The organism is Microbacterium sp. NPDC058345, assembly GCF_042723855.1.
In the GTDB taxonomy this organism is placed as follows: domain Bacteria; phylum Actinomycetota; class Actinomycetes; order Actinomycetales; family Microbacteriaceae; genus Microbacterium.
In genome coordinates this window covers 550,950-575,435 of record NZ_JBHXIG010000003.1, presented here as the reverse complement: position 1 = coordinate 575,435, position 24,486 = coordinate 550,950, and the positions used below count along the sequence as shown (strand labels likewise).

The window sequence follows — 24,486 nt, the reverse complement described above, 5'->3', positions numbered from 1 at the left end:
GGAGGGCGGATGCCGGGCAGCGGCATCCGCCCTCTTCTCCCTTCGGAGACCCGCATGACCAGATTCCTCATCGCCCCGCAATGGCAGGGCTCACCCGCCGCGCGCGCCATGCTGCTCGTCGACGGCGCCACCGCCATCACCGGCGACCTGCCGCGCAAGAACACGATCGCCCTCGACGTGCCGCTCGAAGCGGGCGAATCACTGGGCACCGGAGTGCACCGACTCAGCTCGCTGCTGCGGGTGCGCGACCTGGTGCGTGACGCCTGGCAGCCGGGCACGGTGGTCGTCGGCGGCGACTGCAGCGTGAGCGTGTTCGCCCTGTCGGCGCTCCGCACGCTCGACGACGTGGCGGTGCTGTGGTGCGACGCGCACCCCGACCTGAACGATCCCGGCTCGTCGCCGTCCGGAGCGTTCTCCGGCATGGCGCTGCGCGCGATCCTCGGTGAGGGCGAACCGCGGCTCGCCCTCTCCCCAGGCATCCCACGTTCCCGGGTCGTCGTCCTCGGCGCCCGCAACGTAGACCCGGGCGAGAGCGACGAGCTGTCTCAGCTGTCGACCATCCCGCCGCTGCAGGTCGAACCCGACGCCGTCGCCGCTGCCGTACGCGCGACGGGCGCGGCGCGCGTGTGGGTGCACATCGACGTCGACGTGCTCGATCCCGCCGAGTTCGAGGGCGTCTCGTCGCCCTCCCCGTTCGGTGTCACCACGGCAGCCTTGACCACGGCGATCAAGGCCGTGCGCTCCGAGCTGCCGCTCGCCGGGGCGACGATCGCCGGCTTCGCACCCCGCAGTCCCGCAGACGCCGTGCACGACATGGGCACGGTGCTTCGCCTGATCGGCGCCGTCGCATGAGCGGCGACTGGCGTGCCGAGGCGGAGCAGCTGCTCGCGCGCGGGCGACGCGCCGATCGCCGCATACCCTCGTTCCTGCTGCGATCCCCCGTCAGCGCGGCCGGCTACTGGTGGGGCACCGCGGTGGGCTGGCTCTGGGGTTCGCTGTGGAGCACCGGCCCCGTGCGACGCCGCAACGGGCTGTGGATCTTCCGCGGCATGCCGGCATGGACGTTCGCGCGCGGAGGAGTCTGCGTGGGCGGGTGCTATCTCACCGGGGATGCCGAGCCGTCGGATGTGGTGCTGCGTCACGAGCTCGTGCACAAGTGGCAGTGGCGGCGCTACGGACTGCTGATGCCCTTCCTGTACCTGTTCGCCGGACGCGATCCGCTGCGCAATCGCTTCGAGATCGAGGCGGGCTTGGAGGACGGCGGTTACCTGCGGCGTCAGCGCGCGAGGAGACCGTAGCGTGCCGGTGCGTCGATCGCGTCGACAGGGAGGCCGCGCTCGACGGTGAGGTGCTCGACGATGTCGGCGGTGCTGAGGTAGCCGCCGAGCAGGATCACCTCGGTGCGCGGCGCGTCCGCCTCACCGCACAGCATCTCGTCGGCCCAGGCGTTGGCGGCGCGGGTGAGCGCCTGCCCCGCGGCGCATCGCGCACCGGTGCCGGGTGCGCCGCTGCGGCGCGAGCGCGGCAGCCAGGTGACCGTCATGCGAGGCGGAGCCGCCACGACGCTCACCGCGTCGCTGTCGGGCACCTCGATGAACACACGACCCACAGCGCACAGCGGCAGTGTGCTCAGCACGGCCTCCAGCTCGGCGAGCGAGTGCTCGTCGGCGGTGATGAGGTGCTGCACACGCTGCCGTCGGGACGCACGGCGCGCGGCGCGTGCGCCTGCGGAGGTCTCGACGATGCTCATGACGCTGTCAGTCTAGCATCGATGAAGGGTTGCCTTACCTCAGTCCACCAGGGCGGCCCCCAGCGCCTCCAGCTCGGCATCCGTCATCCCCATCGCGCGCAGATAGCCGGCGACGGAACCGTGACGCTGGTCGATGCCGGCCAGCAGCTTCGCCATCACCGGGGCCGGCGACTCGGTCGCGAGCTGGATCGCGTGCCTGGCATCCGGCATGTGCGTGCGGAAGTACTCCACGATCGCCCTCGTCCGCTCCACGGGCATCTGGGCGGCGGTGAGCGCATAGTCCTCGACGACCGCGTCGCGATCCGCGCCGACGGCCGACAGGGCGAGCGCCACGGTGACGCCGGTGCGGTCCTTGCCGACGGTGCAGTGCACGAGCGTCGGTTCGCCGGCAGCGATGATCCGGACCGCCGCGACCAGACGATCGGAAGCGTCGTCGACCAGATGCCGGTACATGCCCTCCAGACTCATGTCATCGGCGAAGAACGAGGCCGCCGATCCGAGGAACAGCGGGATGCGAGTGGTCGGAACGCCCGTGAGCGCCGAGGGCTCGGCGAGCACCTCGGCGTCATCGCGCAGGTCGATCACCCGGCGCACGCGCGCACGCAGGAGAGCATCGCCCTCGGGCCGCAGTCGCGCGAGGTTTCCCGAGCGCAGCAGGACCCCGGCGCGCACCCGAGACGCGCCGACGGGGATGCCGCCGACGTCGCGCAGGTTGGCGACACCAGGGATACTGATGACGGTCACGGCGACCTGCGCGCCTTCGCGGGATGCGGGCCTGCGAGCACCGCGCGATCGATGTCGAGCATGCCTCCAGCTTAAGCGAGGCGGAGTTTCGCGGAGTCGTCGACCGAATTGCAGATAGCCATGGCGACAACCCTTTTGATTGCCATATTGCTTTGTCTTACGCACGCGCTCGTGGCGTTGTGCTCTCGCATTTCGTCTCCGGTCGTGCACGAGAGCAGAATATGGCCGTGGCTGAAGACACCAGCGAGTTCCGTTACCTGCCCGCCCAGGCCGCCGCGCTCGGCACCCCTGTCCCGGACGCGACGCGCATCTCGCTGACCCTCGCGGACGGGCGCACGCTGAGCGCTCTACGCTACGGGGCGGGCGAGCCGGAGGTCACCTTCCTGCACGGCGCGGGGCTGAACGCGCACACCTGGGATGCCGTCGTCCTGCTGCTCGGACGACCGGCCCTGGTGGTCGATCTCGCGGGGCACGGCGACTCGTCCTGGCGCGACGACGCCGACTACGCCCCCGACGCGCTCGCGAACGATGTCGCCATCGCCCTGCAGACCTGGGCGCCCCGTCCGCAGGTGCTGGTCGGTCACTCGCTCGGCGGTCTCGCGGCCGCATCGGCGGCGGCCCGCCACCCCGAGCGGGTGCGAGAGCTCGTGCTGGTCGACATCATCCCCGGACTCGACACGGATGCGGCGCCCGCCGTGCTGCGCGAGTTCTACGCCGGTGCCACCGACTTCGCCTCACGCGAGGACGCCGTGGATCGCGCTCAGGCCTTCGGATTCGGCGGCACGCGCGCTGACACGGAACGCGGGGTCTTCTTCAACACGCGCGTGCGCGCAGATGGGCGCGTCGAGTGGAAGCACCACTTCGCACACATCATCGGGCACGCCTTCGATGCGCTGCGCACCGCGAACACCGACACCGCTCGTGACCCGTGGCAGGACCTCACCGTCGTCGATGCGCCGATCACGCTGATCCGCGGCGCGAAGGGCTTCCTGCAGGACTCGGACGTCTCCGCCTTCGAGCAGCGGCTCCCCGCGGCCTCGGTCGTCACCGTGGCGGCCGGGCACAACGTGCAGGAGACCGCTCCGGAGTCCATCGCCTCCCTCATCACCGACGCTCTCGCGCGCTCCGCGCGCTGACCCCTCCCAGCCCTCAGAGAGGACGCCCCTCCATGCTCCGACACCCCATCCCTCGCCGCGGCGCACGATTCGCGCTGATCGGCGCGATCGCCGCCGGCGCTCTGGCGCTCAGCGCCTGCACCGGGTCCGCCACACCGGAGCCGACTGCCGCCACGGGCGCACCCGATCCCGACGCGAGCCTGGCGGTCGGGCTCGTGCTCGAGCCCACCAACCTCGACATCCGGCACACCAGCGGTGCCGCGCTCGAGCAGGTCCTCGTCGACAACATCTACGAGGGGCTGGTCACTCGCACGCAGGACAACGAGGTCGAGACGCGACTGGCGGATGCGTACGAGATCTCGCCCGACGGCCTCACCTACACCTTCACGCTGAACGAGGGCATCACCTTCCACGACGGGACCGCGCTGACCTCGGCCGACGTCGTGGCGTCGTACCAGACCGTGAAGGCGGATGCCGGGGTGCAGGGCAACGCCGAGTTCGCCGGCGTCGCCGAGATCACCGCCCCCGATGCGCGCACCGTGGTGATCACCCTCAGCGAGCCCGACCAGAACTTCCTGTTCACCCTCACCGGCCCGGCCGGCCTCGTGTTCAAGTCGGGCGACGAGACCGACCTGAAGGCCGCCGAGAACGGCACAGGCCCGTTCACGCTCGAGCGCTGGGCCAAGGGCAGCACGATCACCTTCTCCCGCTTCGACGAGTACTGGGGCGAGAAGGCCGGGGTCGCCGAGGTGGTCTTCCACTACATCCCCGACTTCACCGCCGGGGTGAACGCGGCCCTGGACGGCACCCTGGACGTGCTCACCGCCGTCGACCCGAACCTCGTCTCACAGCTCGAGGAGACCGGTGAGTTCTTGACCACGACCGGTCGTACGACCGACAAGGCCACCCTCGCCTTCAACAACAAGAAGGCGCCGCTCGACGATGTCCGTGTGCGCGAGGCCTTGCGCCTGGCCATCGACCACGAGGCGCTGGTCGAGGCGGTCGGAGCGGGAACGACGCTGTACGGACCGATCCCCGAGCTCGATCCCGGGTACGAGAACCTCTCCGATGTCGCCCCGTACGACCCGGCGAAGGCGGAGCAGCTGCTGAAGGAGGCGGGGCACGCGAAGCTCGACCTGACCTTGACGATCCCGTCGTTCTACGGCACGACGGTGGCCCAGGTGCTGATCTCCGACTTCGCGAAGGTCGGTGTGACCCTGGAGGTCAACCGCGTCGAGTTCGCCACCTGGCTGGAGGACGTCTACACCAACCATGACTACGACCTCAGCTTCGTCCTGCACGTCGAGCCCCGCGACTTCGTCAACTTCGCCAACCCCGACTACTACTTCGGCTACGACAACGCCGAGGTGCAGGATCTGTACGCCCAGGCACAGGCCGAACTCGATCCGGAGGCGTCGGCGGATCTGCTCGCCGAGGCCGCGCGAATCGTCTCCGAGGATCACGCCGCCGACTGGCTCTACAACGGCGAGACGATCACCGCGCTGATCCCGGGGGTGTCGGGATTCCCCGAGGACTCGATCAACTCCCGCATCGATCTCGTCGGTGTGACTGAGACCTCCGCCGGCTGACCGTGCTCCGGTACGCGCTCACCCGAGCAGCCCTGCTGATCGCAGGGCTGCTCGTGGCCAGCGCGCTCATCTTCCTGACGCTGAGGGTGCTGCCCGGCGACGTGGCGCAGCTGATCGCCGGCACGCAGGCCAGCCCGGCGCAGGTCGCAGCGGTCCGGGAGTCGCTCGGCCTGGACGCACCGCTGATCGGTCAGTACCTGGACTGGATCGGCGGCATCCTGCGCGGCGACCTCGGCACGTCGCAGCTCAGCGGCGCTTCCGTCGGGGCGGAGCTGGCCGAGAAGGCTCGGGTCACGGTTCCGCTCGGGCTGATGTCACTGACCATCGCGCTGCTGATCGCCGTGCCTTTCGGCATCCTCTCCGCCCTGCTGCGCGGGCGCGTGGGCGGCACCGCGCTGAGCTTCACGGCGCAGGCGGTCGCCGCCGTTCCGGTCATCTGGGCCGGGATGATGCTCGTCGTCGTCTTCGCGCACTGGCTGGGCTGGCTTCCCGCGCAGGGATTCCCGCGCAGCGGCTGGTCGACGCCCGCCCGCGCCTTCGAATCCCTGCTGCTGCCCGCGCTGACGATCGGCCTCGTGGAGGGCGCGATGCTGATGCGCTTCGTGCGCAGCGCGACGCTGCAGGCGGCGGGTCAGGACTTCGTGCGCACGGCGGCCGCCAAAGGGCTCACCCGCCGAAAGGCCCTGGTGCAGCACGGCATCCCTGCCGTGGGACTGTCGATCGTCACGGTGCTGGGCCTGCAGGTCGCAGGGATCATCGTCGGCTCGGTGGTCATCGAGCAGCTGTTCACCCTCCCCGGCATCGGGCGGATGCTCGTGGCCGACGTCGGCACCCGGGACCTCGTGAAGGTGCAGAGCGAACTGCTCGTGCTGACCGGCTTCGTGCTGGTCATCGGCTTCCTGGTCGACCTCGTGCACCACGCCATCGACCCGCGGCAGAGGGAGGCGGAATGAGCACGCCCCGGCACGAGCGCCGGTCCGCCCCGCGCTGGCTGCGTGTCCTGCTGTCCTCCGGCACGGGCAGGTTCGGCGTGGGCGTCGTGCTCCTGATCGCGCTCACCGCGATCGTCGCGGCGTTCTGGACGCCGTTCGATCCGATGCTCGCCGACATCCGCGGCCGGTGGGCGGCCCCGGGCTGGCCGCACCTGCTCGGCACCGACGGCACCGGTCGCGACATCCTCAGCCTGCTCATGGCGGGCGCCCGCACCACCGCCTTCGTCGCCGTCGGCGCCGGCGTCGTCGCGACATTCGTGGGTGTGCTGCTGGCGGCGCTGGGCGCCCTCACGGCGCGCTGGCTGCGCGAGACCGTCGCCGTTCTGGTCGACATCCTGATCGCCTTCCCCGTGCTGATGATCGCCATGATGATCTCCGCAGTGTGGGGCGGATCGCTGTGGGTCGTGGTGTTCGCCGTCGGCATCGGCTTCGGAGTGAGCATCGCGCGCGTGACCCGACCGGAACTGCGCCGGGTGCAGAAGAGCGACTTCGTGCTCGCCGGCCGCGCGAACGGGCTGACCGCGGGCCAGAATCTCGTCCATCACCTGCTTCCGAACATCGCCCCGGTGTTCATCGTGCAGCTGTCCTGGTCGATGGCGGTCGCCGTGCTCGCCGAGGCGGGCCTGTCGTATCTCGGGTTCGGCGCGTCGATCGCCGACGCCTCCTGGGGTGTGCTGCTGGCCGACCTGCAGCGTTATATCGGGGTGCACCCGCTCACCGTCGTCTGGCCGGGGCTCGCGATCACGATCACCGTGCTCGGCCTGAACCTGCTCGGCGACGCACTGCGCGAGGCCACCGACCCGACCCTGTCGCACCGCTCGGCAGAGACGCACACTCCGGGGGTGGTGGCATGAGCCTCGAGGTCAGCGACCTGGTCGTCGAGATCGACGGCCGGCGGGTCGTCGACGGCGTCTCGTTCGCGGTGCCGGACGGCGAACGGCTCGGGCTGATCGGCGAATCCGGCTCGGGCAAGTCGGTCACGGCTCTCGCGGTGATGGGACTGCTGCCGGAGCAGGCGACCGCGCGGGGCAGCATCCGGTGGAACGGCGCCGAGCTGATCGGGAGGCCCGACCGCGAGCTCGCGGCACTGCGCGGCGACGAGATCGGCATGGTCTTCCAGGAACCGCGCACCGCTCTCAACCCGATCCGCACCGTCGGCCGGCAGATCGCCGAATCCGTGCGCATCCATGAGCGAATCGGCCGCCGCGAGGCACGGGATCGGGCGATCGCGGAGGCGGCGCGGGTGCGGCTGCCCGACCCCGAGACGATCGTCGACCGCTACCCGCACCAGCTCTCCGGCGGCCAGCGCCAGCGGGTGGCGATCGCCATGGCCCTGGCCTGCCGTCCGCGGCTGCTGATCGCCGACGAGCCGACGACGGCACTGGATGTGACCATCCAGGCCGAGATCCTCCGCCTCCTGCTCTCGCTCGTCGAGGAGCAGGGCATGTCGCTGCTGTTCATCACGCACGACCTGGCCGTCCTCTCGCAGATCGCGACCAGCGGAGTGGTGCTCGAGCATGGTCGCGTCGTGGAGTCCGCCCCGGTGTCGAACCTCCTCTCCGCGCCCTCGTCCCCCGTCACGCAGGCGCTGCTGCGCGACGCCACGGCGACTCTGTGGCGCCCCGATGCGTCCGGGGAAGGAGGACTCGCATGAGCCTGATCGTCGCCGAGGGGCTGAGCCGCGTCTTCCCGCTGCCCAGGCGCACCCTGTTCGACCACCGCCGCACGAGCACCGCACTGCATCCCACGGACCTGACGATCTCGGCCGGCGAGTCCGTCGGGATCATCGGCGAATCCGGCTCCGGCAAGTCGACCCTGGTGCGCCTGCTGCTCGGTCTCGACCGGCCGACCACCGGCCGGGTGCTCGTGGACGGCAGAGCGGTGGACGCCTCGGCTCCCGCGCGCTCGCTGCACTGGCTGCGCCGGCAGACGGGACTCGTCTTCCAGGATCCGTACGCCTCGCTCGACCCTCGGATGAGCGCCGGGCGGATCATCGCCGAGCCGCTGTGGGCGCTGGGCATCGACGGCGATCACCGCGCGCGCGTCGCCGAGGTCCTGCGGCAGGTGGGGCTCGACGCCGAGATGGCCGAACGGCACCCGCATGAGTTCTCGGGCGGGCAGCGCCAGCGCATCGCGCTCGCGCGCGCCATCGTGCATCGCCCGCGCATCCTCGTCGGCGACGAGCCGCTGTCGGCCCTCGATGTCACGGTGCGGGCCCAGATCCTCGACCTGCTCGAGCAGCTGCGCCAGGAGGAGGGGCTCACCCTGATCGTGGTCTCGCACGACATCGGCGTGGTGCAGAACCTCGCCGACACCGTCGCGGTGATGAAGGACGGCAGGATCGTCGAGCACGGTCGAACGGATGCCGTGCTTCGGCATCCGTCCGACGACTACACGAAGGCTCTGCTCGCCGCGATCCCGGTGATCCCCGAGCCGCCGCGGGAGTGAGCTCAGAGCGATCGCTGCAGGAAGACGACGCCCAGGTCGCGGCCGAACTTGACGCCCACCCGGCGCAGGGCGCCGGCGTCGTCGAATCCCGCTCTGCGGTGCAGCGCGACGGAGGCGTCGGCGCCCTGATCCGCGATCACCGCGATGACCTCGCGCAGGCCCGCCGTCCGGCATTCGGTGAGAAACTCCGCCAGCAGCGCCCGTCCGATGCCGCGCCCTGCCGCGGAGGGCGCGAGGTAGATCGAGTTCTCGATCGTGAACCGGTATGCCGACTTCGGTGACCAGGGCTGCCCGAGCGCGTAGCCGAGCAGCTCGGCGGTGTCCGTCTCGGCGACGAGGAACGGGATGCCGGCGGCGTCGATCCGCGACTTCTTCTCGGTCCACGCCGCCACGGTGGTCTCGACCTCGTCGAACGTCACGGTCGACGTGCGCACATAGTGGTTGTAGATCTCGCAGACGGCCGGCAGGTCCGCATCCTGCACGGCGCGGATGCGCAGGCCGGTCACGCCTCACCCGCCACACGCCAGTCGATCGGCGCCGCCCCCTGCGCCTCCAGCAGCGTGTTCGCGCGCGAGAACGGTCGCGAGCCGAAGAACCCTCGGCTCGCCGACAGCGGAGAGGGATGCGCTGATTCGATCAGCGGGGTGTCGCCCAGCAGGGGCTTCAGGCCGGCGGCATCCCGGCCCCACAGGATCGCGACGAGCGGCCGCTTTCGCGCGACCAGGGTGCGGATCGCGAGCTCGGTGACCTGCTCCCAACCCCAGCCGCGGTGGGATGCCGGAGTGCCGGGTCGCACGGTGAGCACGCGGTTCAGCAGCAGGACGCCCTGATCGCTCCACGCGCTGAGGTCGCCGTGCGTCGCGGGCGGGATGCCGAGGTCGTCGAGACGCTCCCGGTAGATGTTGCCGAGGCTGCGCGGCAGCGGACGCACACCGGGGTCGACGGCGAACGACAATCCGATCGGATGCCCTGGCGTGGGGTACGGATCCTGCCCGGTGATCAGCACCCGCACGTCCGAGAGCGGGCGCTGGAACGCGCGCAGCACGTTCGCGCCGTCGGGAAGGTACCCGCGGCCGGCGGCCTGTTCGGCGCGCAGTCTGTCGCCGAGGTCCGTGATGAGCGGCTGCACCGGCGCCAGGGCCTCGGCCCACCCGGGGTCGATCCGGCCGTCCGCCGCCAGTTCGGCGAGGCTCCTCGGCATCAGTCGACGTCGGTGCGCACGTGCAGCGGTCCGCGTGCCAGCAGGTGCTGGGCGGACTGCGCGAGCGGCCGCATCGTCACGAGATCCAGGTTCACCCGGCGCGGCGCGCTCAGCGCGTAGGCGATGAGGTCGGCGACATCCTCGGCGAGCAGCGGCTCCTCGACGCCGGCGTACACCGCTTCCGCGGCGACCCGGTCGCCGCCCAGCCGGTTCAGCGTGAACTCCTCGGTGTGCACCATTCCCGGTGCCACCTCCACCACGCGGATCGGCTCGCCGTTGAGCTCCTGTCGCAGCACCTTCACGAGCATGGCCTCCGCGGCCTTCGCGGCGTTGTACCCCGCCCCACCCGGATACGCCACCTGAGCGGCCGTCGAGGTCACGAAAACCGTGTCGGCGTGTCCGTCCGCCTCGGCGGCCTTGCGCAGCAGCGGCAGCATGGCGGACACCAGCCGCTGGGTGCTCAGCACATTGGCGTCGTACATCCACTGCCAGTCCGCGATCGAGCCCTCCTCGACGCTGTCGGTGCCGCGGGCGCCTCCGGCGACCTGCACCAGCGCGTGAACCGGTCCGCTCCGGTCGAGCTCGGCGACGAGCGCCTCCACCGCATCCGCATCCGTCAGGTCGCACGCGACCGCACTCGCCCCGGTCTGGTCGGCGAGCACCTCCAGCCGGTCGGCGCGGCGCGCCACGCCGACCACGTCCCAGCCCTGTGCGCGCAGGACGCGCACCGTCGCCTCTCCGATACCCGTACTCGCCCCGGTCACCACGGCACGTCTGTTCACCATGCCTCCACCGTACGACCTTTCCCCGTCACGGCCCCACAACGCTCTGTTACGTCACATTTCCGGACTGTTGTTGACGAACGCAGCCTGACCGTACTCTCGCTGCAAGGCATCCGCCGCACGACTTCATCCATCTCAGACCCGGGAGAACCTCATGTCCGCACCCGAGAACTGGCGCTTCGAGACCAAGCAGATCCATTCGGGCGCTGCGCCCGACCCGGTCACCAAGGCGCGCGCGACGCCGATCTACCAGACCACCTCGTACGTTTTCGACAACGCCGACCACGCCGCGAACCTCTTCGCGCTGGCCGAGTTCGGCAACATCTACACCCGCATCCAGAACCCGACGCAGGACGTGCTCGAGCAGCGACTCGCGGCGCTCGAAGGGGGCACCGGCGCCCTCGTGCTCTCCAGCGGCCAGGCCGCGTCGACCTTCGCGATCCTGAACATCGCGGAGTCCGGCGACCACTTCGTGGCGTCCAGCTCGATCTACGGCGGCACCTACAACCTCTTCAAGTACACGCTGGCCAAGCTCGGCGTCGAGGTCACCTTCGTCGAGAACCAGGACGACCCCGACGAGTGGCGCGCCGCGGTGCGCCCGAACACCAAGCTGTTCTTCGCCGAGACCATCGGCAACCCGAAGATCAACGTGCTCGACATCCGCACCATCGCCGACATCGCGCACGAGAACGGCGTGCCCCTCATCGTCGATAACACCATCGCCACGCCGTACCTGATCCGTCCGTTCGAGCACGGCGCCGACATCGTCATCCACTCGGTCACCAAGTTCCTCGGCGGCCACGGCACCACCATCGGCGGTGCGATCGTCGACGGCGGCTCGTTCGAGTGGTCCAAGAACGTCGAGAAGTTCCCCGGCCTCACCGAGCCCGACCCGTCGTACCACGGCGCGAGCTACACGACGGCGGTCGGCGACGGCCTGGCCTATATCATCAAGGCCCGGGTGCAGCTGCTGCGCGACCTCGGCTCGGCGATCGCCCCGCAGAGCGCCTGGAACCTGATCCAGGGCATCGAGACCCTGTCGCTGCGCATCGAGCGCCACGTGCAGAACGCGCAGGAGATCGCCGAGTGGCTGGAGAACCACGACGATGTCGCGTCGGTGAACTACTCGGGCCTGCCCTCGTCGCCGTGGTACGCCAAGGCCAACGAGTACGCACCCAAGGGTGTCGGAGCAGTGCTGTCGTTCGAACTCAAGGGCGGCGTGGAGGCCGGCCGCGAGTTCGTGAACAGCCTGTCGCTGTTCAGCCACCTCGCCAACATCGGCGACGTCCGCTCGCTGGTTATCCACCCGGCATCCACCACCCACTCGCAGCTCTCGCCCGAGCAGCAGCTCACCGCCGGCGTCACGCCCGGTCTGGTGCGCCTGTCGGTCGGCATCGAGAACGTCGACGATCTGAAGGCCGACCTCGACACCGCGCTCGCCGCCGCGCGACGCGTCTCCGAGGCCGCCCGCGCCTGATCCCCTGCCACGGGCGGATGCTCCGGACTCCGGTCCGCAGCATCCGCCCGTCTGCATCTCCGGCCCACCCCGGCCGGCATCTTGCTCCCTCTCGACCGCGCCGGGCGCGTAACCTGCGGGTGCGGGGGACGCCGGCAGGCGAGAATGGACGCATGGACTGGCAGACGACCTCGGAGGACACGGTGCCCTCGGCACCGGTGACCGAGGCCGATGTGCGCCTGCTCCGCGCCCGCCCCCCGGCCACGGGCGCGTGGCGAGACGGGGACCCGGCCGGTCACCGGCGGTTCACCTACCTGGGCGACTTCCGCACCGAGAACGGCGCCGACCTGCCCGGCACCAGGCTGGCCTGGGAATCGTGGGGCGAGCTGAACGAGGCACGCGACAACGCCGTCCTGATCCTGCACGCCCTCACCGGCGACAGCCACGTGCGCGGCGCCGCCGGCGCCGGTCACCCGACCGCCGGCTGGTGGGAGGACGTGGTCGGTCCGGGTGCCGCGATCGACACCGACCGCTGGTTCGTGATCGCGCCGAACATGCTGGGCGGATGCCAGGGCTCCACGGGACCGGCGAGCATCGCCCCGGACGGCCGCGAGTGGGCGTCGAGGTTCCCGTACCTCACCATCCGCGACCAGGTGGCGGCGCAGATCCGCCTGGCCGAGGCGCTGGGAATCGACCGCTGGGCGGCCGTGATCGGCGGTTCCATGGGCGGCATGCACGCGCTGGAGTGGGCGATCATGCAGCCGGAGCGGGTCGAGCGGCTGGCCGTGCTCTCGTCTCCCCCGGTGACGACCGCCGACCAGCTGGCCCTGAACTTCGTGCAGCTCGAGACGGTGCGCATGGACCCGCGGTTCGCCGGTGGGGAGTACTACGACGCGGCACTCGGCGAGGGACCCCACCGCGGTCTCGCCCTCGCACGGCGCATGGCGCTGCTGAACTACCGCAGTCCCATCGAGCTGAACCAGCGCTTCCAGCGGTCCTGGCAGTCCGGGGTGTCGCCGCTCGGCCGCGGGGGGCGCTTCGCCGTGGAGTCCTACCTCGACTTCCACGGCAACAAGTTCACCCGCCGGTTCGATGCCAACAGCTACCTCACGGTCGTCGAGGCGATGAACTCGCACGACGTGGGTCGCGATCGCGGCGGCGTCGAAGAGGCGCTGCGCACCATCACGGCGCGGTCCCTGGTGATCGGCATCGACACCGACCGGCTGTTCCCCGTCGACGGCCAGCAGCGCATCGCGCGCAGCATCCCGGAGCTCATCGACGACGAGGCGATCGTGCTGACCAGCGATTTCGGCCACGACGGGTTCCTCATCGAGACGGATGCCGTCGGCGCGCATCTGCGGCGTCTGCTCGACGCCTGATCCGCCGGGCGCCGGCGGCGCCCTGCCGCGCCGCGCTCAGGTGCGCTCGTACCGCCACGGCAGGACGCCGGTGGTGAGTCGGTGGCGGGCGCCGAACACTCCCGGTCCGCCCGGATGCTCCTCATCACCCTGCCAGGTGATGAGCATGCCGTCCTTCACGGGTGTCACCTGCGTGGCGAAGTGCTCGGGGTCACCGAGCGACGCGTACGCCTCATCGACGGTGCGGTGCCCGCGCAGACCGTGCAAGGTGACCCAGGTGGGCGGGAACAGGGTGAGGGAGCCGTCGACGTGCCCGTCGAACGCCTGCTCGGGCGTCAGCCAGACGGCGTCCACGATCTCTCCGGCACTCAGATGCAGCTCGTCGCCGAGGTCACGGGCGAGGAAGAACCAGGTGCTGATGCGCACCGGCGTCTGCGGCGGCGGTGTCCAGTGCGACAGCACGGCGGCATCGGCGACTCGCATGCCGGTCTCCTCCTGCGCCTCGCGCACGGCGGCCCGGCGGGCGGCATCCGTCTCGGTCTCCCCCGGCACCACGTCGACGTCCTCGACCTTGCCGCCGGGGAACACCCACGCGCCGGCGAACGACCCGGTCTCCGGGCGACGCAGCAGCAGGGTCTCCAGGCCACGCGGCCCGTCACGGAGGACCACGGCGGTGCCGGCGACGGGCAGAGGTGCGCTCATGCCGACACTCTAGTCAGCGGGGCACGCCTGCCGAGACGGGGGTGCGGCTGCGCTCGGTGCGGTACGCCAGCGCGGCGATGCCGAGACCGAGCGCGGCGAGCGCGGCACCGACCCACTCCGGTGCCGTGTACCCGAGCCCGACGGCGATCGCCGCGCCGCCGAGGAATGCGCCGAGGCTGTTGCCGATGTTCAGCGCGGAGTGGTTGAGCGCGGCGGCGATCGACTGATTGTCGCCGGCGACGTCCATCAGCCGCGTCTGGATCGCGGGGCTGAGCACCGACGACACCAGGCCGACCAACAGCGCCAGGGCGATGAGCAGCACGAGGGAGGACGCCAGGACCGCCAGAAGCACCAGCACCAGCGCGAGAGCGACGAGCCCGCCCAGCAGGGTGCGTCGCAGGTCGCGATCGGCGAGCATCCCGCCGAGCAGGTTCCCGACGGTCATGCCGACGCCGACGAGCACCAGCGTCAGCGGCACCGCCCACGCCGGTGCGCCGGCGACCTCGGTCACCAGGGGTGCGATGTAGCTGTACACCGCGAAGAATCCCCCGAAGCCGATCGCCCCGATGCCCAGCGTCAGCCAGACCTGCGGCACGCGGAACACGCCGAGCTCGGAGCGCAGGGTGCGGCCGGGGTCGCCCGGATGTGCGGGGACGCACAGGGCGATGCACAAGGCCGCGAGCGCGAAGACAAGGGTCACCACGAGGAACGCGCTGCGCCAGCCGAACCGCTGCCCGAGGAAGGTGCCCAGCGGCACCCCGACGACGTTCGCGATCGTGAGGCCGGTGAGGATGAACGCCACGCCCTGCGCGCGACGGCCGGGCCCGAGCACGTCGGCGGCGACGAGGGCTCCGATGCCGAAGTACGCCCCGTGCGGCAGGCCTGCCAGCAGGCGCGCCACCGCGATCAGCCCGAAACTGGGCAGGATGACGGCGAGCGCGTTGCACAGCATCAGCGCGATGGCGAGACCGATCATCACCCGGTGACGTGGGAAACGGGCGACCGCTCCGGCGATCGTCGGCGCGCCGATGACGACGCCGAGCGCATACATCGAGATGAGGACGCCGGCCTGGCCGATGGCCTGTTCGGGACTGTCGGACCAGAGCGCGGGAAGCAGATCGCGGGCCACGTCCGGCAGCAGACCCATCATGACGAATTCGGTCATGCCGATGCCGAAGCTGCCGACGGCGAGGGAGAGGAGCGCCCTCATCGCCGCCCCCCTCGAGAGATTCGAGGGAGTCACCCGCCGATTCTACCGGTCGCCGGCGTCGTCGATCGCCGCCTCGAGACGCTCGAGCTTTCCGTGCAGTTCGCCCTCGTACCCCGGACGGATATCCGCCTTGAGCACCAGCGACACCCGCGAGCCGAACGGCATGACCGCCTCGGTCGCCCGCTTCACGACATCCATCACGGTGTCCCAGTCCGGTCCCTCGATCTCGGTGAACATGCTGGTGGTGCGATGTGCGAGCCCGGAATCGCGGACGACCTTCACCGCGGCGGCGACCGCGTCGTGCACGGATCCGTCTTCGCGCCCCGTTCCGGACGGTGCGACTGAGAAGGCGATGAGCATGGTTCCTCCAGGGGTGTTCAGGATGAGTGACGGGCGGGGATCGGTGTGCGCAGCACGCCGCGCACGGCCTGCACGAGCAGCACGACGAGCAGCAGGTTGCGCACGGTGATCAGGAGCACGGGCAGAAGCTCTGCGCGCAGCAGGGCGTCGTAGCTGAGCGGATACACGGCGAAGGTGAGGGCGCAGAGCACCAGCACGAGTGCGACGGCTCCCGCGGCCCTCGTGCGGTCGTGGATCAGCCAGAGCACGACCGGCGCGATCAGCCAGGTGTGGAACTGCGGCGAGCCGACCTTGTTCGTCACGATCAGCGCGGTGACGATCGCGAGAGCGAGCGGCGGCAGCAGACGAGGCCAGGGCGCGCCGCGACGGACGCGCAGCACGCCGGCCGCCACGATCGCTGCGACCAGGACGGCCATCATCAGCGTCAGCGCCGCCGCTACGGCGTCGGCGCCGGCGGCCCCGATCTGGAAGGTCAGGATCTCGAAGCTGTACTCGATGGATGCCGCACCCGACACGCTGAGCCACAGGAACGGCGTGGCCGCGACGGCTTCGATCTGCAGCCCGCGGTCGGTCTGCTGGGACAGGAACCCGAACAGCTCCCGGTCGGCGCCCAGCAGCACGACCGTGCCGACGACGGCGACGGTGACGGCGCCCGCCGCGGCGAGCATCCGGAGGCGGCTGCGCATCGCGACGACCGCGGCCACCAGCAGCGCGCCCGGCCAGATCTTGATCCAGGCTCCGACGGTGAGCAGCGTCGCGGCGACCGCGGGCCGCCGGGCCAGCCACATTCCGCCCGCGACGGCGAGCGGTACCGTGACGGCGTCGATCCGATACATCGCGATCGGCCCGAGCAGCACGAGCGCCGCGGTCCAGAACCATCCCGCCGTGGCGCGGCGACCGCGCCCCTCGCGCCCCACGAGGACGGCGAAGCCGAGGAGGTCGCAGATCGTGATCAGGAGGGCCCATGCCACCAGGTACGCCCCCTGGGCGCCGAGCAGGGCGGTGAAGGGAAAGGCGAGCAGCTGCGTGAGCAGCATCGGCACGAGGGCGAGATGCGGATACACCCACGGCTCGGTGATGCCCATCACCGCTCCCCCGCTGAGCGCCGACTGCGACCAGGGCTGATACACGAGCACCACATCGCCCATCGGCTGGGTGGGCAGCACCCAGCCGAGCGTCGCGACCAGCACGTGTGCGAGGGCGAACGCTCCCCACAGCGCGAGGGCGCGCAGCGTCATGCCAGCAGTTCCGCGACGGCGGACGGCAGAGCCTCGGCGACGTCGAGCGCCACGATCGGATGCCCCACCGCGCCGTCGACGGCACCCGACGCGATCGCGGCGGCACGCGCATGCACCCACACCGCCGACGCCGCGGTCTGCGCGAGCGGACGGTCGGGATTCGCCGCGACGAGCGTTCCGACCACGCCGGCCAGCACGTCGCCGGTGCCCGCGGTCGCCAGCCAGGAGGGCACGTGCGACACGATGATCGGCTCCTCGCCGGGCGCTGCCACCACGGTGCGCGCGCCCTTCAGCAGCACGGTCGCCCGCAGGCGCTCCGCCGTCTCGGCCGCGAGGTCGACCGCCTCGCCGTCGCCCGTCAGCCCGAGCGTCTGCCGCAGTCGCGCGAGCTCGCCGGCGTGTGGCGTGAGGACAAGCGGCGCGTCGGCCTCGGCGGCGAGATCGAGCGCTCCGGCATCCACCACCACGGGCACCGTGCCCGCGAGGATGTCTCGCAGCACGGCCGTCTCGGCCGGAGTGCGCGCGGCGGCATCCGTCCCCGAGCCGATCACCCACGCCCCCGGTCTCGTACGGCCGATGTCGGGCCCCGCGACCGTCTCGGGGCGCCGCGCCAGCACGGCGGATGCGGCGCCACCCAGGTACCGCACGTATCCGGCGCCGGCGCGCCACGCCGCCTCCACTCCCAGCACCGCCGCACCGGGGTACTCGGCCGATCCGGTGTGCAGCGCCACGACACCGCGGGAGTACTTGTCGTCGTCGGGTCGCGGCGCGCGCGCGAACGCCGCTGCGTCGGATCTCGTCCACTCGCGGAGCATGTCCCCCACGCTATCGCCGTCACCGCGGGCCCGTGCGATCGCGCGGGCGGTAGCGTCGAATCGTGAGCATCCTCTTCTCCCCGATGACCGTCCGTTCCCGCACCTTCCGCAACCGTCTCTGGGTGTCGCCGATGTGCATGTACAGCGCCGTCGACGGCGTGCCGCAGGAGTGGCATCACACCCACCTCGCCCAGTTCGCTTCGGGCGGCGCGGGGCTCATCATCGCCGAGGCGACCGCCGTGGTGCCCGAGGGACGCATCTCACCGCGTGACACCGGACTGTGGAGCGACGAGCAGCGGGATGCCTGGGCGCCGATCGTCCGTGCCGTGCACGATCGGGGCGGCCTCATCGGCGTGCAGTTGGCGCACGCCGGGCGCAAGGCGTCGACGTGGTGGCCGTGGGCGCCGCAGCGCGGCTCCGTGCCGCACGAGGACGGCGGCTGGACGACGGTCGCGCCGTCGGCGCTCGCCTTCGAGGGCTTCGCCGAGCCGGCGGCGCTGGATGCCGCGGGAATCGACGCCGTCGTCGCGGCGTTCGCGGATGCCGCGCGCCGCGCTCTGGACGCCGGGTTCGATGTGCTCGAGATCCATGCCGCGCACGGGTATCTGCTGCACCAGTTCCTCTCGCCGCTGTCGAACCGGCGCGACGACGATCATGGCGGTTCGCTCGAGAATCGCGCCCGCCTGACCCTGCGCGTGATCGACGCGGTGCGTGCGGTCGCGGGCGAGGACGTTCCCGTCTTCGTGCGCATCTCGGCGACCGACCACGCCGAGGGCGGTTTCGACCCCGAGCAGGCCGCGCAGGTCGGCGAGTGGGCGGTCGCGCACGGCGCGGACCTGATCGACGTCTCCAGCGGCGGCCTGGTCGCCCATCAGCGCATCGCCGTCGGGCCGGGCTACCAGGTGCCGCTGGCGAGCACGGTGCGCCAGGGTGGGCGCATCCCCACCGCGGCCGTCGGGCTGATCACCGCCGCCGAGCAGGCGGAGCAGGTGCTCTCGGAGAGATCCGCCGACGCGATCTTCGCGGGTCGCGAGTGGCTGCGCGACCCGCACTTCGGGTTGCGCGCCGCCCACGAGCTGGGCGCCGACGTGGCCTGGCCTCCGCAGTACGCGCGCGCCGTGTGGCGCTGAGCCTCCGGCGCGTGCCGAGCGGGTCGGATGTCGACGGCATCCGACCCGCCTGATCAGTTGCCGCGCCAGCGCTGGGTCGCGTCCTGCACCTCGCCGATGAGCTCTTCGAGCACATCCTCCAGGAACAGCACGCCCGTCGTCTCGCCGCGCTCGTCGCGCACGCGGGCGAGGTGGCGTCCGGCCCGGCGCATCGCGGCCAGCGCGTCCTCCAGGTCGGTGTCCTGCTGCACCGGCAGCATCTGATGGATCCGCTTCGCGGGCAGCGGCTCGTCCACCCGCGCCGCTCCCTCAGGGCCCTCCGCCGCGCGCAGCACGTCCTTCAGGTGCACGTAGCCGATGGCGATGCCGTCCGCGTCGACGATCACGTACCGCGAGAAGCCGTACTTCGCCACCGCGCGCTCGATGTCGGCCGGGGTGGTGTCCTGCGGCAGCGTGACGAGCTTGTCCATCGGAACCGCGATCTCGCCGGCCTTCTTGTCGGTGAACTCCACGACGGCGGCCACGGTGCCCGCGGCATCCATCAGCACACCCTCGCGACGCGAGCGGTCGACGATCGTCGCGACCTCTTCGATCGTGAAGGTCGAGGCGGCCTCGTTCTTCGGTTCGACCCGGAACAGCCGCAGCACGCCGTTCGCGGTCGCGTTCAGCGCCCAGATGATGTGCCGGAACACCCGCGAGACCCACACCAGCGGCGGGGCGAGAAGCAGCACCGCGCGGTCGGGGATCGAGAACGCCAGGTTCTTCGGCACCATCTCGCCGAAGACCACGTGCAGGAACGACACCAGCGCGAGCGTGATCGCGAACGAAACCACCGAGACGACGCCCTCCTCCCAGCCGATGGCGTGCAGCGGGATCTCGAGCAGGTGATGGATGGCCGGTTCGGACACGTTCAGGATCAGCAGCGAGCAGATCGTGATGCCCAGCTGCGAGGTCGCGAGCATGAGCGTCGCGTGCTCCATCGCGTACAGCGCGGTCTTCGCGGTGCGCGAACCGCGCTCCGCGAGCGGTTCGACCTGCGAGCGGCGCGCGGAGATGACCGCGAACTCGGCGCCGACGAAGAAGGCGTTGGCCGCGAGCAGCACGACCAGCCAGACGATTCCCGCCCAGTCGCTCATCGCTCCTCCTCCGTCGCGTCCTCGACAGGGTCGGCGATGTAGCGGATGCGATCCACTCGGCGCCCGTCCATCCGCACCACCTGCAGCGTGCCCGCGTCCACGCGCACCTCGTCGCCGGCTGCGGGTACGCGCTCCAGCAGGCTCATCACGTATCCGCCGATCGTGTCGTACACGTCGCCCTCGGGCACCTCGATACCGGTGCGGCTGCGCAGCTCGTCGGGGCGCAGCTCACCGGGAAACGTGATCGAGTCGACCCGGCGCACGATCCCCGCCCGGCTGCGGTCGTGCTCGTCGGAGACCTCACCCACGATCTCCTCGATGAGGTCCTCCAGGGTGACGATGCCGGCGGTGCCGCCGTACTCATCCACGACGATGGCGACCTGATAGCCCTTGGCGCGCAGCTCGGCCACGAGCGCATCCAGATGCAGGGTCTCGGGCACGCGCAGCGGCTCGGTGCTGAGCGCGCCGACTGGGACCTCACCGCGCTTCTCGCGCGGCACCGACACGGCGGCCTTGACGTGCACGACGCCGGTGATGTCGTCGAAGTCGTCGTCGTACACCGGGAAGCGGCTGTGACCGGTGCGGCGGGCGAGCTGAATCACGTCGTCCGCGGAGTCGCCGACGGAGATCGCATGCATGCTCGGCCGCGCGGTCATGATGTCGCCCGCGGTGAGCCGGGCGAAGGTCAGGCTGCGATCCAGCAGGCTCGCGGTGTCCATCTCGAGCACGCCCTCGCTCGCCGACCGTCGCACCAGCGAGGACAGCTCCTCCGCAGTGCGTGCGCCGGAGAGCTCCTCCTTGGGCTCGACGCCCATCGCGCGGAGCACCGCGTTCGCGCTGCCGTTGAGCAGCACGATGGCGGGCTTGAACACCGCGGTGAACGCGGTCTGGAACGGGATGACGAGCTTGGCCGTGGCCCGCGGAACCGCGAGCGCGAAGTTCTTCGGCACGAGCTCGCCGAAGATCATCGACAGCACGGTCGCGATGACCATCGCCACCGTGACCGAGATCGCCGTCGACGCCGCATCCGGCAGACCCCACGCCTCGAGCAGCGGAGCGAGCATCGTCGAGATCGCCGGCTCCATCGTGTAGCCCGTCAGCAGGGTCGTGAGCGTGATGCCCAGCTGCGCCGACGACAGGTGGGTGGACGTGATCTTCAGCGCCCGGATGGTGAGCGACAGGCGGGACTCTCCGCGTGCCTGACGCGCCTCGAGCTCGGCGCGATCCAGGTTCACGAGTGCGAACTCGCTGGCGACGAACAGTCCCGTTCCCACGGTGAGCAGAAGCCCCACGCCCAGCAGCACGAATTCCATCAGCTGATCCCCTCACCGCATGTGAGGGCCGGGCAGTGGGGACTGTGAGAAGGAGGGTCGTCCATTGTGCGCCTGATTCTACATAGCCGCGCTGTGTTGCGTGCTCTCCGCATGGCGCCGTGGCCCTGCTCGCGCTGCGTGTCTGTGCGCGCGCTGCGTGTCTGTGCGCGCGCTGCGCGTCTGTCCACGCGCCGCGCTGCGCGTCTGTGCTCCCGCCTGTCACACACTTTTCAGCAACTGTCACGTCGATGTGCGTGACAGTCGCTGAAAAGTGTGACAATCAGGGTTTGCCGCGGTCGGTCGCGCGTCGGACGAGTCCGTCGGGAAGGACGAGTCAGTCGGGACGGACGAGTCAGTCAGGAAGGACGAGTCCGCTCGGCGGCGGATACTTGCTGCTCGGCAACCCGTCGGCCACCAGGATGTCGTAGAGCTCGCGCGGTCGACGCAGGGCGGGCGTGCGCCAGCGCGACACTCTGGAGACCACACGGCGAAGCGCGTCCTCGCGATCCTTCTCGGCGATCAGCGCCTCTTCCGGCGTTCGACCCTCGAGCAGGGCAGGATCCAGATACTTGCCGAGGCCGTCGAACTCCCCCGAATGGTCGCGGTCGGGGAAGTAGAAATCGGGGAACGCGAAGGCACCGTCGGTGAGCGGGATCGGATGCTGCAGCAACGGCTCCGGAAATCCCAAGCGTTTCAGGAGGACCCGACTCTGGCTCTCTCGCACGGAATCGGACAGCTCGGAGGCATCGGCGACGGCGTTGCGCACCCGGGCTGCCCCGCGCGGAGTCTCGCGGGCGACGTGGATGGCTTCGAGTTCATCCCAGGTGGTGAGTGGGCCACCCTCTCGTCTGCGCCACAGGGCCTGGTCCAACACGACCACCCCGTGCAGACGGTCGAGCACCGACGCGAGGTCGATCGCTGTCTGCGCCGGAGAGGTGACGGCATGCCGCCCCCATTCGACGAGCTCGATGCCGTCCGTGCCCCACGCGTGGCGGCGGATGAGCCCGGTGGACCGGCCCGGGTAATCGCGCGGCACCCGCACGTCGATGAGCGTCGGCCACGGGCCGAGGATCTCCATGTTCCACCACGCGGCGGCGGCGAACAGCGCGAAGACTGCGGGTTTCCGCATCCGCTCGGCCGCCTCGATGACGCGAAGGCGGTGCTTCTCGACAGGCGACGTCGAAAGCCAGCGGTCCCGGTCGAGGAACGTTCCGGGCGCGACGCGAGTGACCTTTCCTGAGGCCAGCGCGCGGCGGACCCGACGGTAGTCGAACGGCTCGCCGGGGCGATCCCTGCGACGGATCAGAGGCAGGTCTGGTTCGGCCGGGGAATGCATGCCCCACAGCATCCGCCCTGAACCAGCCGCCACCCTCCGCGGTTCCACCGGAATGTGGAGAACTCGCGGCGATCTCGGATTGTGCAGAGCATCCGGGCATTCGAGCTTCCAGGCCTATCCGCGGTGCTGAAGCCCTCCCACATGTCACACTTTTCTGCGAATGGCGCTCCGATAGACGTGACACATGCTGAAAAGTGTGACATCGGGAGGGCGGGGCGACCGCGGCATCGGGCGGCATCGGGCGGCATCCGGCGGATCGGGCGGCGTCTGCACGAGCGCCGCCGCGGCTACCAGCTCACGGGCAGCGCCTTGCCCTCCTCGTAGCCGGCGGCGGACTGCAGGCCGACCAGCGCCCGTTCGTGGAACTCGTCCACCGTCGCCGCGCCGGCGTAGGTGAACGACGACCGCACGCCTGAGGTGATCATGTCGAGCAGGTCCTCGAGACCGGGCCGCAGCGGGTCGAGATAGATCTTCGACGACGAGATGCCCTCGGCGAAGAGCTCCTTGCGCGCGAGCTCATAGGCGTCCAGCCGGCCGAAGCGCTCCTGCACGGCCTTCGTCGACGCCATCCCCCAGGACTCCTTGTAGAGGCGGTCTTCCGTGTCGTGCAGCAGCTCACCGGGCGACTCGATGGTGCCGGCGAACCAGGAGCCGATCATCACGGATGCGGCCCCTGCGGCGAGCGCGAGCGCGACGTCGCGCGGGTAGCGAACTCCGCCGTCCGCCCAGACGTGTGCGCCGAACCCGCGCGCCGCCTCGGCGGTCTCGAGCACCGCCGAGAACTGCGGGCGCCCCACCGCGGTCATCATGCGCGTCGTGCACATCGCTCCCGGACCGACGCCGACCTTGAGGATGGATGCTCCGGCGGCGACGAGATCGCCGACGCCCTCCGCGGTGACCACGTTGCCCGCCACGATCGGGATGCCGAGATCCAGTCCGGCGACGGCCGCGAGCGCGCGCAGCATCCCTTCCTGATGCCCGTGCGCCGTGTCGACCACGAGCACGTCCACGCCGGCCGCGGCCAGCGCCCGCGCCTTGACGGCCGGGTCGCCGTTGATGCCGATCGCGGCGCCCACCGCCAGTCGCCCGTCCGCGTCGAGCGCCGGACGATACAGGCTCGAACGCAGCGCGGATCGTCTCGACAGGGTTCCGACGAGGTGGTCGTGGTCGAGCACGATCACCGTCTCGACGCCCGTGGCGTCGATCGCGTCGAAGGCGGCCCGCCCCTCGCGGATCTCCTCGGCGTCGACGGCGGTCGCGCGCCCGCGCACCAGGTCGCCGAGCGCGGCGTCGGGCAGCGCGGTGGCGAGTCGCGTCGCCGGGACGATGCCGGCGACGGTCTCACGCAGGGGCGGAGCTCCACCGGCGACATCGGCGACGACGATCCCGTGGCCCTGCGTCGGCGGGAGCATCCGCAGTGCGTCCGCGACGCTCGCATGCGAGGGCAGCACGAGTGCGGTGTCCCATCGCACCGGCTGGCGCTTCACCCAACGGATGGCGGCGTCCAGCTCCTGCAGCGGCATGTCCTGCGGCAGCACGCCGATGCCGCCGCGCCGGGCGAGCGTTGCGGCCAGCCGGGGGCCGGTGACCGAGTTCATGTTCGACGACACCAGCGGCAGCGTCGCCGGCGTGCCGTCTCCCGGCGCGAGATCCACCTGCAGTCGGCTGGTCACCGCCGACCGCCGGGGAACCAGGAAGACGTCGGAGTAGGTCAGATCCACGATGGGGCGCTCACCGGAGAATCTCATGTTGATCACGCTACCGCCGGGGGCTTCGAAACGGGCCCCGGGAACACCCGGCGCACAGCCGGATGGCACTAGGCTTGAGTGTCG

Annotated in this window: 25 protein-coding genes; 11 read left to right on the top strand and 14 right to left on the bottom strand. The window is 70.8% G+C overall.

Annotated elements, in window-relative coordinates; genetic code table 11:
- Positions 1 to 54: 54 nt before the first annotated feature.
- Entirely contained in the window at positions 55 to 852 is a 798-nt protein-coding gene (locus tag ACFWH5_RS14360) for an arginase family protein (protein WP_378835740.1), read from the top strand.
- On the top strand, positions 849 to 1,298 hold the full coding sequence (locus ACFWH5_RS14355; protein WP_378835739.1) for a Fe-S oxidoreductase: 450 nt from the start codon (positions 849 to 851) through the stop codon (positions 1,296 to 1,298). Before ACFWH5_RS14360 ends, ACFWH5_RS14355 begins: the two co-directional genes overlap by 4 nt.
- Here the strand turns inward: ACFWH5_RS14355 and ACFWH5_RS14350 are convergent.
- Entirely contained in the window at positions 1,277 to 1,750 is a 474-nt protein-coding gene (locus ACFWH5_RS14350) for an SIP domain-containing protein (protein WP_378835737.1), read from the bottom strand. The two genes, ACFWH5_RS14355 and ACFWH5_RS14350, sit on opposite strands and share 22 nt — an antisense overlap.
- A 39-nt stretch (positions 1,751 to 1,789) precedes the next feature.
- Complete coding sequence (locus tag ACFWH5_RS14345; protein ID WP_378835735.1) at positions 1,790 to 2,494, bottom strand: tyrosine-protein phosphatase; 705 nt, start codon at positions 2,492 to 2,494, stop codon at positions 1,790 to 1,792.
- 221 nt (positions 2,495 to 2,715) lie between these two features.
- Here ACFWH5_RS14345 and ACFWH5_RS14340 point away from each other — a divergent pair, with 221 nt between their 5' ends.
- Genes ACFWH5_RS14340 through ACFWH5_RS14315 form a run of 6 tightly spaced genes read left to right on the top strand, consistent with a single transcriptional unit; the run spans position 2,716 to position 8,638 of the window.
- Entirely contained in the window at positions 2,716 to 3,630 is a 915-nt protein-coding gene (locus tag ACFWH5_RS14340; RefSeq protein WP_378835733.1) for an alpha/beta fold hydrolase, read from the top strand.
- 32 nt (positions 3,631 to 3,662) lie between these two features.
- Positions 3,663 to 5,198, top strand: coding sequence for an ABC transporter substrate-binding protein (locus ACFWH5_RS14335; RefSeq protein WP_378835731.1), 1,536 nt, complete (start codon positions 3,663 to 3,665; stop codon positions 5,196 to 5,198).
- Positions 5,199 to 5,200: 2 nt separating this feature from the next.
- Positions 5,201 to 6,151, top strand: coding sequence for an ABC transporter permease (locus ACFWH5_RS14330; protein WP_378835729.1), 951 nt, complete (start codon positions 5,201 to 5,203; stop codon positions 6,149 to 6,151).
- A complete protein-coding gene (locus ACFWH5_RS14325) occupies positions 6,148 to 7,044 on the top strand; it encodes an ABC transporter permease (protein ID WP_378835727.1) in 897 nt (298 codons plus the stop codon). Before ACFWH5_RS14330 ends, ACFWH5_RS14325 begins: the two co-directional genes overlap by 4 nt.
- On the top strand, positions 7,041 to 7,844 hold the full coding sequence (locus ACFWH5_RS14320; RefSeq protein WP_378835725.1) for an ATP-binding cassette domain-containing protein: 804 nt from the start codon (positions 7,041 to 7,043) through the stop codon (positions 7,842 to 7,844). The genes ACFWH5_RS14325 and ACFWH5_RS14320 overlap by 4 nt, the downstream gene beginning before the upstream one ends.
- A complete protein-coding gene (locus ACFWH5_RS14315) occupies positions 7,841 to 8,638 on the top strand; it encodes an ABC transporter ATP-binding protein (RefSeq protein WP_378835723.1) in 798 nt (265 codons plus the stop codon). Before ACFWH5_RS14320 ends, ACFWH5_RS14315 begins: the two co-directional genes overlap by 4 nt.
- Positions 8,639 to 8,640: 2 nt before the next feature.
- On the opposite strand, the gene ACFWH5_RS14310 is transcribed toward ACFWH5_RS14315, so the two are convergent.
- Genes ACFWH5_RS14310 through ACFWH5_RS14300 form a run of 3 tightly spaced genes read right to left on the bottom strand, consistent with a single transcriptional unit; the run spans position 8,641 to position 10,624 of the window.
- Positions 8,641 to 9,144, bottom strand: coding sequence for a GNAT family N-acetyltransferase (locus tag ACFWH5_RS14310; protein WP_378835721.1), 504 nt, complete (start codon positions 9,142 to 9,144; stop codon positions 8,641 to 8,643).
- A complete protein-coding gene (locus tag ACFWH5_RS14305) occupies positions 9,141 to 9,839 on the bottom strand; it encodes a uracil-DNA glycosylase (RefSeq protein ID WP_378835718.1) in 699 nt (232 codons plus the stop codon). The genes ACFWH5_RS14310 and ACFWH5_RS14305 overlap by 4 nt, the downstream gene beginning before the upstream one ends.
- Positions 9,839 to 10,624, bottom strand: coding sequence for an SDR family oxidoreductase (locus ACFWH5_RS14300; RefSeq protein WP_378835716.1), 786 nt, complete (start codon positions 10,622 to 10,624; stop codon positions 9,839 to 9,841). The genes ACFWH5_RS14305 and ACFWH5_RS14300 overlap by 1 nt, the downstream gene beginning before the upstream one ends.
- Before the next feature lie 151 nt (positions 10,625 to 10,775).
- On the opposite strand from ACFWH5_RS14300, the gene ACFWH5_RS14295 reads away from it, so the two are divergent.
- The gene (locus ACFWH5_RS14295) at positions 10,776 to 12,098 is read left to right on the top strand and encodes a bifunctional o-acetylhomoserine/o-acetylserine sulfhydrylase (RefSeq protein WP_378835713.1); all 1,323 of its coding nucleotides are present in this window, start codon (positions 10,776 to 10,778) and stop codon (positions 12,096 to 12,098) included.
- A gap of 152 nt (positions 12,099 to 12,250) precedes the next feature.
- The gene (locus tag ACFWH5_RS14290; RefSeq protein WP_378835710.1) at positions 12,251 to 13,456 is read left to right on the top strand and encodes a homoserine O-acetyltransferase; all 1,206 of its coding nucleotides are present in this window, start codon (positions 12,251 to 12,253) and stop codon (positions 13,454 to 13,456) included.
- A gap of 36 nt (positions 13,457 to 13,492) precedes the next feature.
- Here ACFWH5_RS14290 and ACFWH5_RS14285 read toward each other — a convergent pair whose 3' ends face one another.
- From ACFWH5_RS14285 to ACFWH5_RS14265, 5 genes are read right to left on the bottom strand one after another with little or no spacing between them, the layout of a single operon-like run.
- Entirely contained in the window at positions 13,493 to 14,137 is a 645-nt protein-coding gene (locus ACFWH5_RS14285) for an NUDIX domain-containing protein (protein WP_378835708.1), read from the bottom strand.
- A gap of 13 nt (positions 14,138 to 14,150) precedes the next feature.
- A complete protein-coding gene (locus tag ACFWH5_RS14280) occupies positions 14,151 to 15,347 on the bottom strand; it encodes an MFS transporter (protein WP_378835819.1) in 1,197 nt (398 codons plus the stop codon).
- A gap of 42 nt (positions 15,348 to 15,389) precedes the next feature.
- Positions 15,390 to 15,707, bottom strand: a complete 318-nt coding sequence (locus tag ACFWH5_RS14275) for an MTH1187 family thiamine-binding protein (protein ID WP_378835706.1) — start codon at positions 15,705 to 15,707, stop codon at positions 15,390 to 15,392.
- A gap of 17 nt (positions 15,708 to 15,724) precedes the next feature.
- Positions 15,725 to 16,945 (bottom strand): hypothetical protein, encoded by a 1,221-nt coding sequence (locus ACFWH5_RS14270; protein ID WP_378835703.1) that lies wholly within the window; start codon positions 16,943 to 16,945, stop codon positions 15,725 to 15,727.
- Complete coding sequence (locus tag ACFWH5_RS14265; RefSeq protein ID WP_378835701.1) at positions 16,942 to 17,760, bottom strand: NAD(P)H-hydrate dehydratase; 819 nt, start codon at positions 17,758 to 17,760, stop codon at positions 16,942 to 16,944. Before ACFWH5_RS14265 ends, ACFWH5_RS14270 begins: the two co-directional genes overlap by 4 nt.
- A 62-nt stretch (positions 17,761 to 17,822) precedes the next feature.
- Between ACFWH5_RS14265 and ACFWH5_RS14260 the strand changes: the two genes are divergently transcribed.
- Positions 17,823 to 18,890, top strand: coding sequence for an NADH:flavin oxidoreductase/NADH oxidase (locus tag ACFWH5_RS14260; protein ID WP_378835699.1), 1,068 nt, complete (start codon positions 17,823 to 17,825; stop codon positions 18,888 to 18,890).
- 53 nt (positions 18,891 to 18,943) lie between these two features.
- On the opposite strand, the gene ACFWH5_RS14255 is transcribed toward ACFWH5_RS14260, so the two are convergent.
- The 4 genes from ACFWH5_RS14255 to ACFWH5_RS14240 all read right to left on the bottom strand — a co-directional run bounded on the left by ACFWH5_RS14255 (position 18,944) and on the right by ACFWH5_RS14240 (position 24,402).
- Complete coding sequence (locus tag ACFWH5_RS14255) at positions 18,944 to 20,005, bottom strand: hemolysin family protein (protein WP_378835696.1); 1,062 nt, start codon at positions 20,003 to 20,005, stop codon at positions 18,944 to 18,946.
- Positions 20,002 to 21,318 carry a hemolysin family protein gene (locus ACFWH5_RS14250; protein ID WP_378835694.1) on the bottom strand — a complete coding sequence of 439 codons (1,317 nt, stop codon included), beginning with the start codon at positions 21,316 to 21,318 and terminating at the stop codon, positions 20,002 to 20,004. Before ACFWH5_RS14250 ends, ACFWH5_RS14255 begins: the two co-directional genes overlap by 4 nt.
- A gap of 352 nt (positions 21,319 to 21,670) precedes the next feature.
- On the bottom strand, positions 21,671 to 22,654 hold the full coding sequence (locus ACFWH5_RS14245; RefSeq protein WP_378835692.1) for a hypothetical protein: 984 nt from the start codon (positions 22,652 to 22,654) through the stop codon (positions 21,671 to 21,673).
- Between the two features lie 287 nt (positions 22,655 to 22,941).
- Entirely contained in the window at positions 22,942 to 24,402 is a 1,461-nt protein-coding gene (locus ACFWH5_RS14240) for a GuaB1 family IMP dehydrogenase-related protein (RefSeq protein WP_378835690.1), read from the bottom strand.
- Between the last annotated feature and the right edge of the window lie 84 nt (positions 24,403 to 24,486).

Coding starts and splice junctions, on each gene's coding strand:
- ACFWH5_RS14360 (WP_378835740.1), top strand. CDS start 55: ATGACCAGATTCCTCATCGCCCCGCAATGGCAGGGCTCACCCGCCGCG.
- ACFWH5_RS14355 (WP_378835739.1), top strand. CDS start 849: ATGAGCGGCGACTGGCGTGCCGAGGCGGAGCAGCTGCTCGCGCGCGGG.
- ACFWH5_RS14350 (WP_378835737.1), bottom strand. CDS start 1,750: ATGAGCATCGTCGAGACCTCCGCAGGCGCACGCGCCGCGCGCCGTGCG.
- ACFWH5_RS14340 (WP_378835733.1), top strand. CDS start 2,716: ATGGCCGTGGCTGAAGACACCAGCGAGTTCCGTTACCTGCCCGCCCAG.
- ACFWH5_RS14335 (WP_378835731.1), top strand. CDS start 3,663: ATGCTCCGACACCCCATCCCTCGCCGCGGCGCACGATTCGCGCTGATC.
- ACFWH5_RS14325 (WP_378835727.1), top strand. CDS start 6,148: ATGAGCACGCCCCGGCACGAGCGCCGGTCCGCCCCGCGCTGGCTGCGT.
- ACFWH5_RS14320 (WP_378835725.1), top strand. CDS start 7,041: ATGAGCCTCGAGGTCAGCGACCTGGTCGTCGAGATCGACGGCCGGCGG.
- ACFWH5_RS14315 (WP_378835723.1), top strand. CDS start 7,841: ATGAGCCTGATCGTCGCCGAGGGGCTGAGCCGCGTCTTCCCGCTGCCC.
- ACFWH5_RS14305 (WP_378835718.1), bottom strand. CDS start 9,839: ATGCCGAGGAGCCTCGCCGAACTGGCGGCGGACGGCCGGATCGACCCC.
- ACFWH5_RS14300 (WP_378835716.1), bottom strand. CDS start 10,624: ATGGTGAACAGACGTGCCGTGGTGACCGGGGCGAGTACGGGTATCGGA.
- ACFWH5_RS14295 (WP_378835713.1), top strand. CDS start 10,776: ATGTCCGCACCCGAGAACTGGCGCTTCGAGACCAAGCAGATCCATTCG.
- ACFWH5_RS14290 (WP_378835710.1), top strand. CDS start 12,251: ATGGACTGGCAGACGACCTCGGAGGACACGGTGCCCTCGGCACCGGTG.
- ACFWH5_RS14285 (WP_378835708.1), bottom strand. CDS start 14,137: ATGAGCGCACCTCTGCCCGTCGCCGGCACCGCCGTGGTCCTCCGTGAC.
- ACFWH5_RS14280 (WP_378835819.1), bottom strand. CDS start 15,347: ATGAGGGCGCTCCTCTCCCTCGCCGTCGGCAGCTTCGGCATCGGCATG.
- ACFWH5_RS14275 (WP_378835706.1), bottom strand. CDS start 15,707: ATGCTCATCGCCTTCTCAGTCGCACCGTCCGGAACGGGGCGCGAAGAC.
- ACFWH5_RS14270 (WP_378835703.1), bottom strand. CDS start 16,945: ATGACGCTGCGCGCCCTCGCGCTGTGGGGAGCGTTCGCCCTCGCACAC.
- ACFWH5_RS14265 (WP_378835701.1), bottom strand. CDS start 17,760: ATGCTCCGCGAGTGGACGAGATCCGACGCAGCGGCGTTCGCGCGCGCG.
- ACFWH5_RS14255 (WP_378835696.1), bottom strand. CDS start 20,005: ATGAGCGACTGGGCGGGAATCGTCTGGCTGGTCGTGCTGCTCGCGGCC.
- ACFWH5_RS14250 (WP_378835694.1), bottom strand. CDS start 21,318: ATGGAATTCGTGCTGCTGGGCGTGGGGCTTCTGCTCACCGTGGGAACG.
- ACFWH5_RS14245 (WP_378835692.1), bottom strand. CDS start 22,654: ATGCATTCCCCGGCCGAACCAGACCTGCCTCTGATCCGTCGCAGGGAT.
- ACFWH5_RS14240 (WP_378835690.1), bottom strand. CDS start 24,402: ATGAGATTCTCCGGTGAGCGCCCCATCGTGGATCTGACCTACTCCGAC.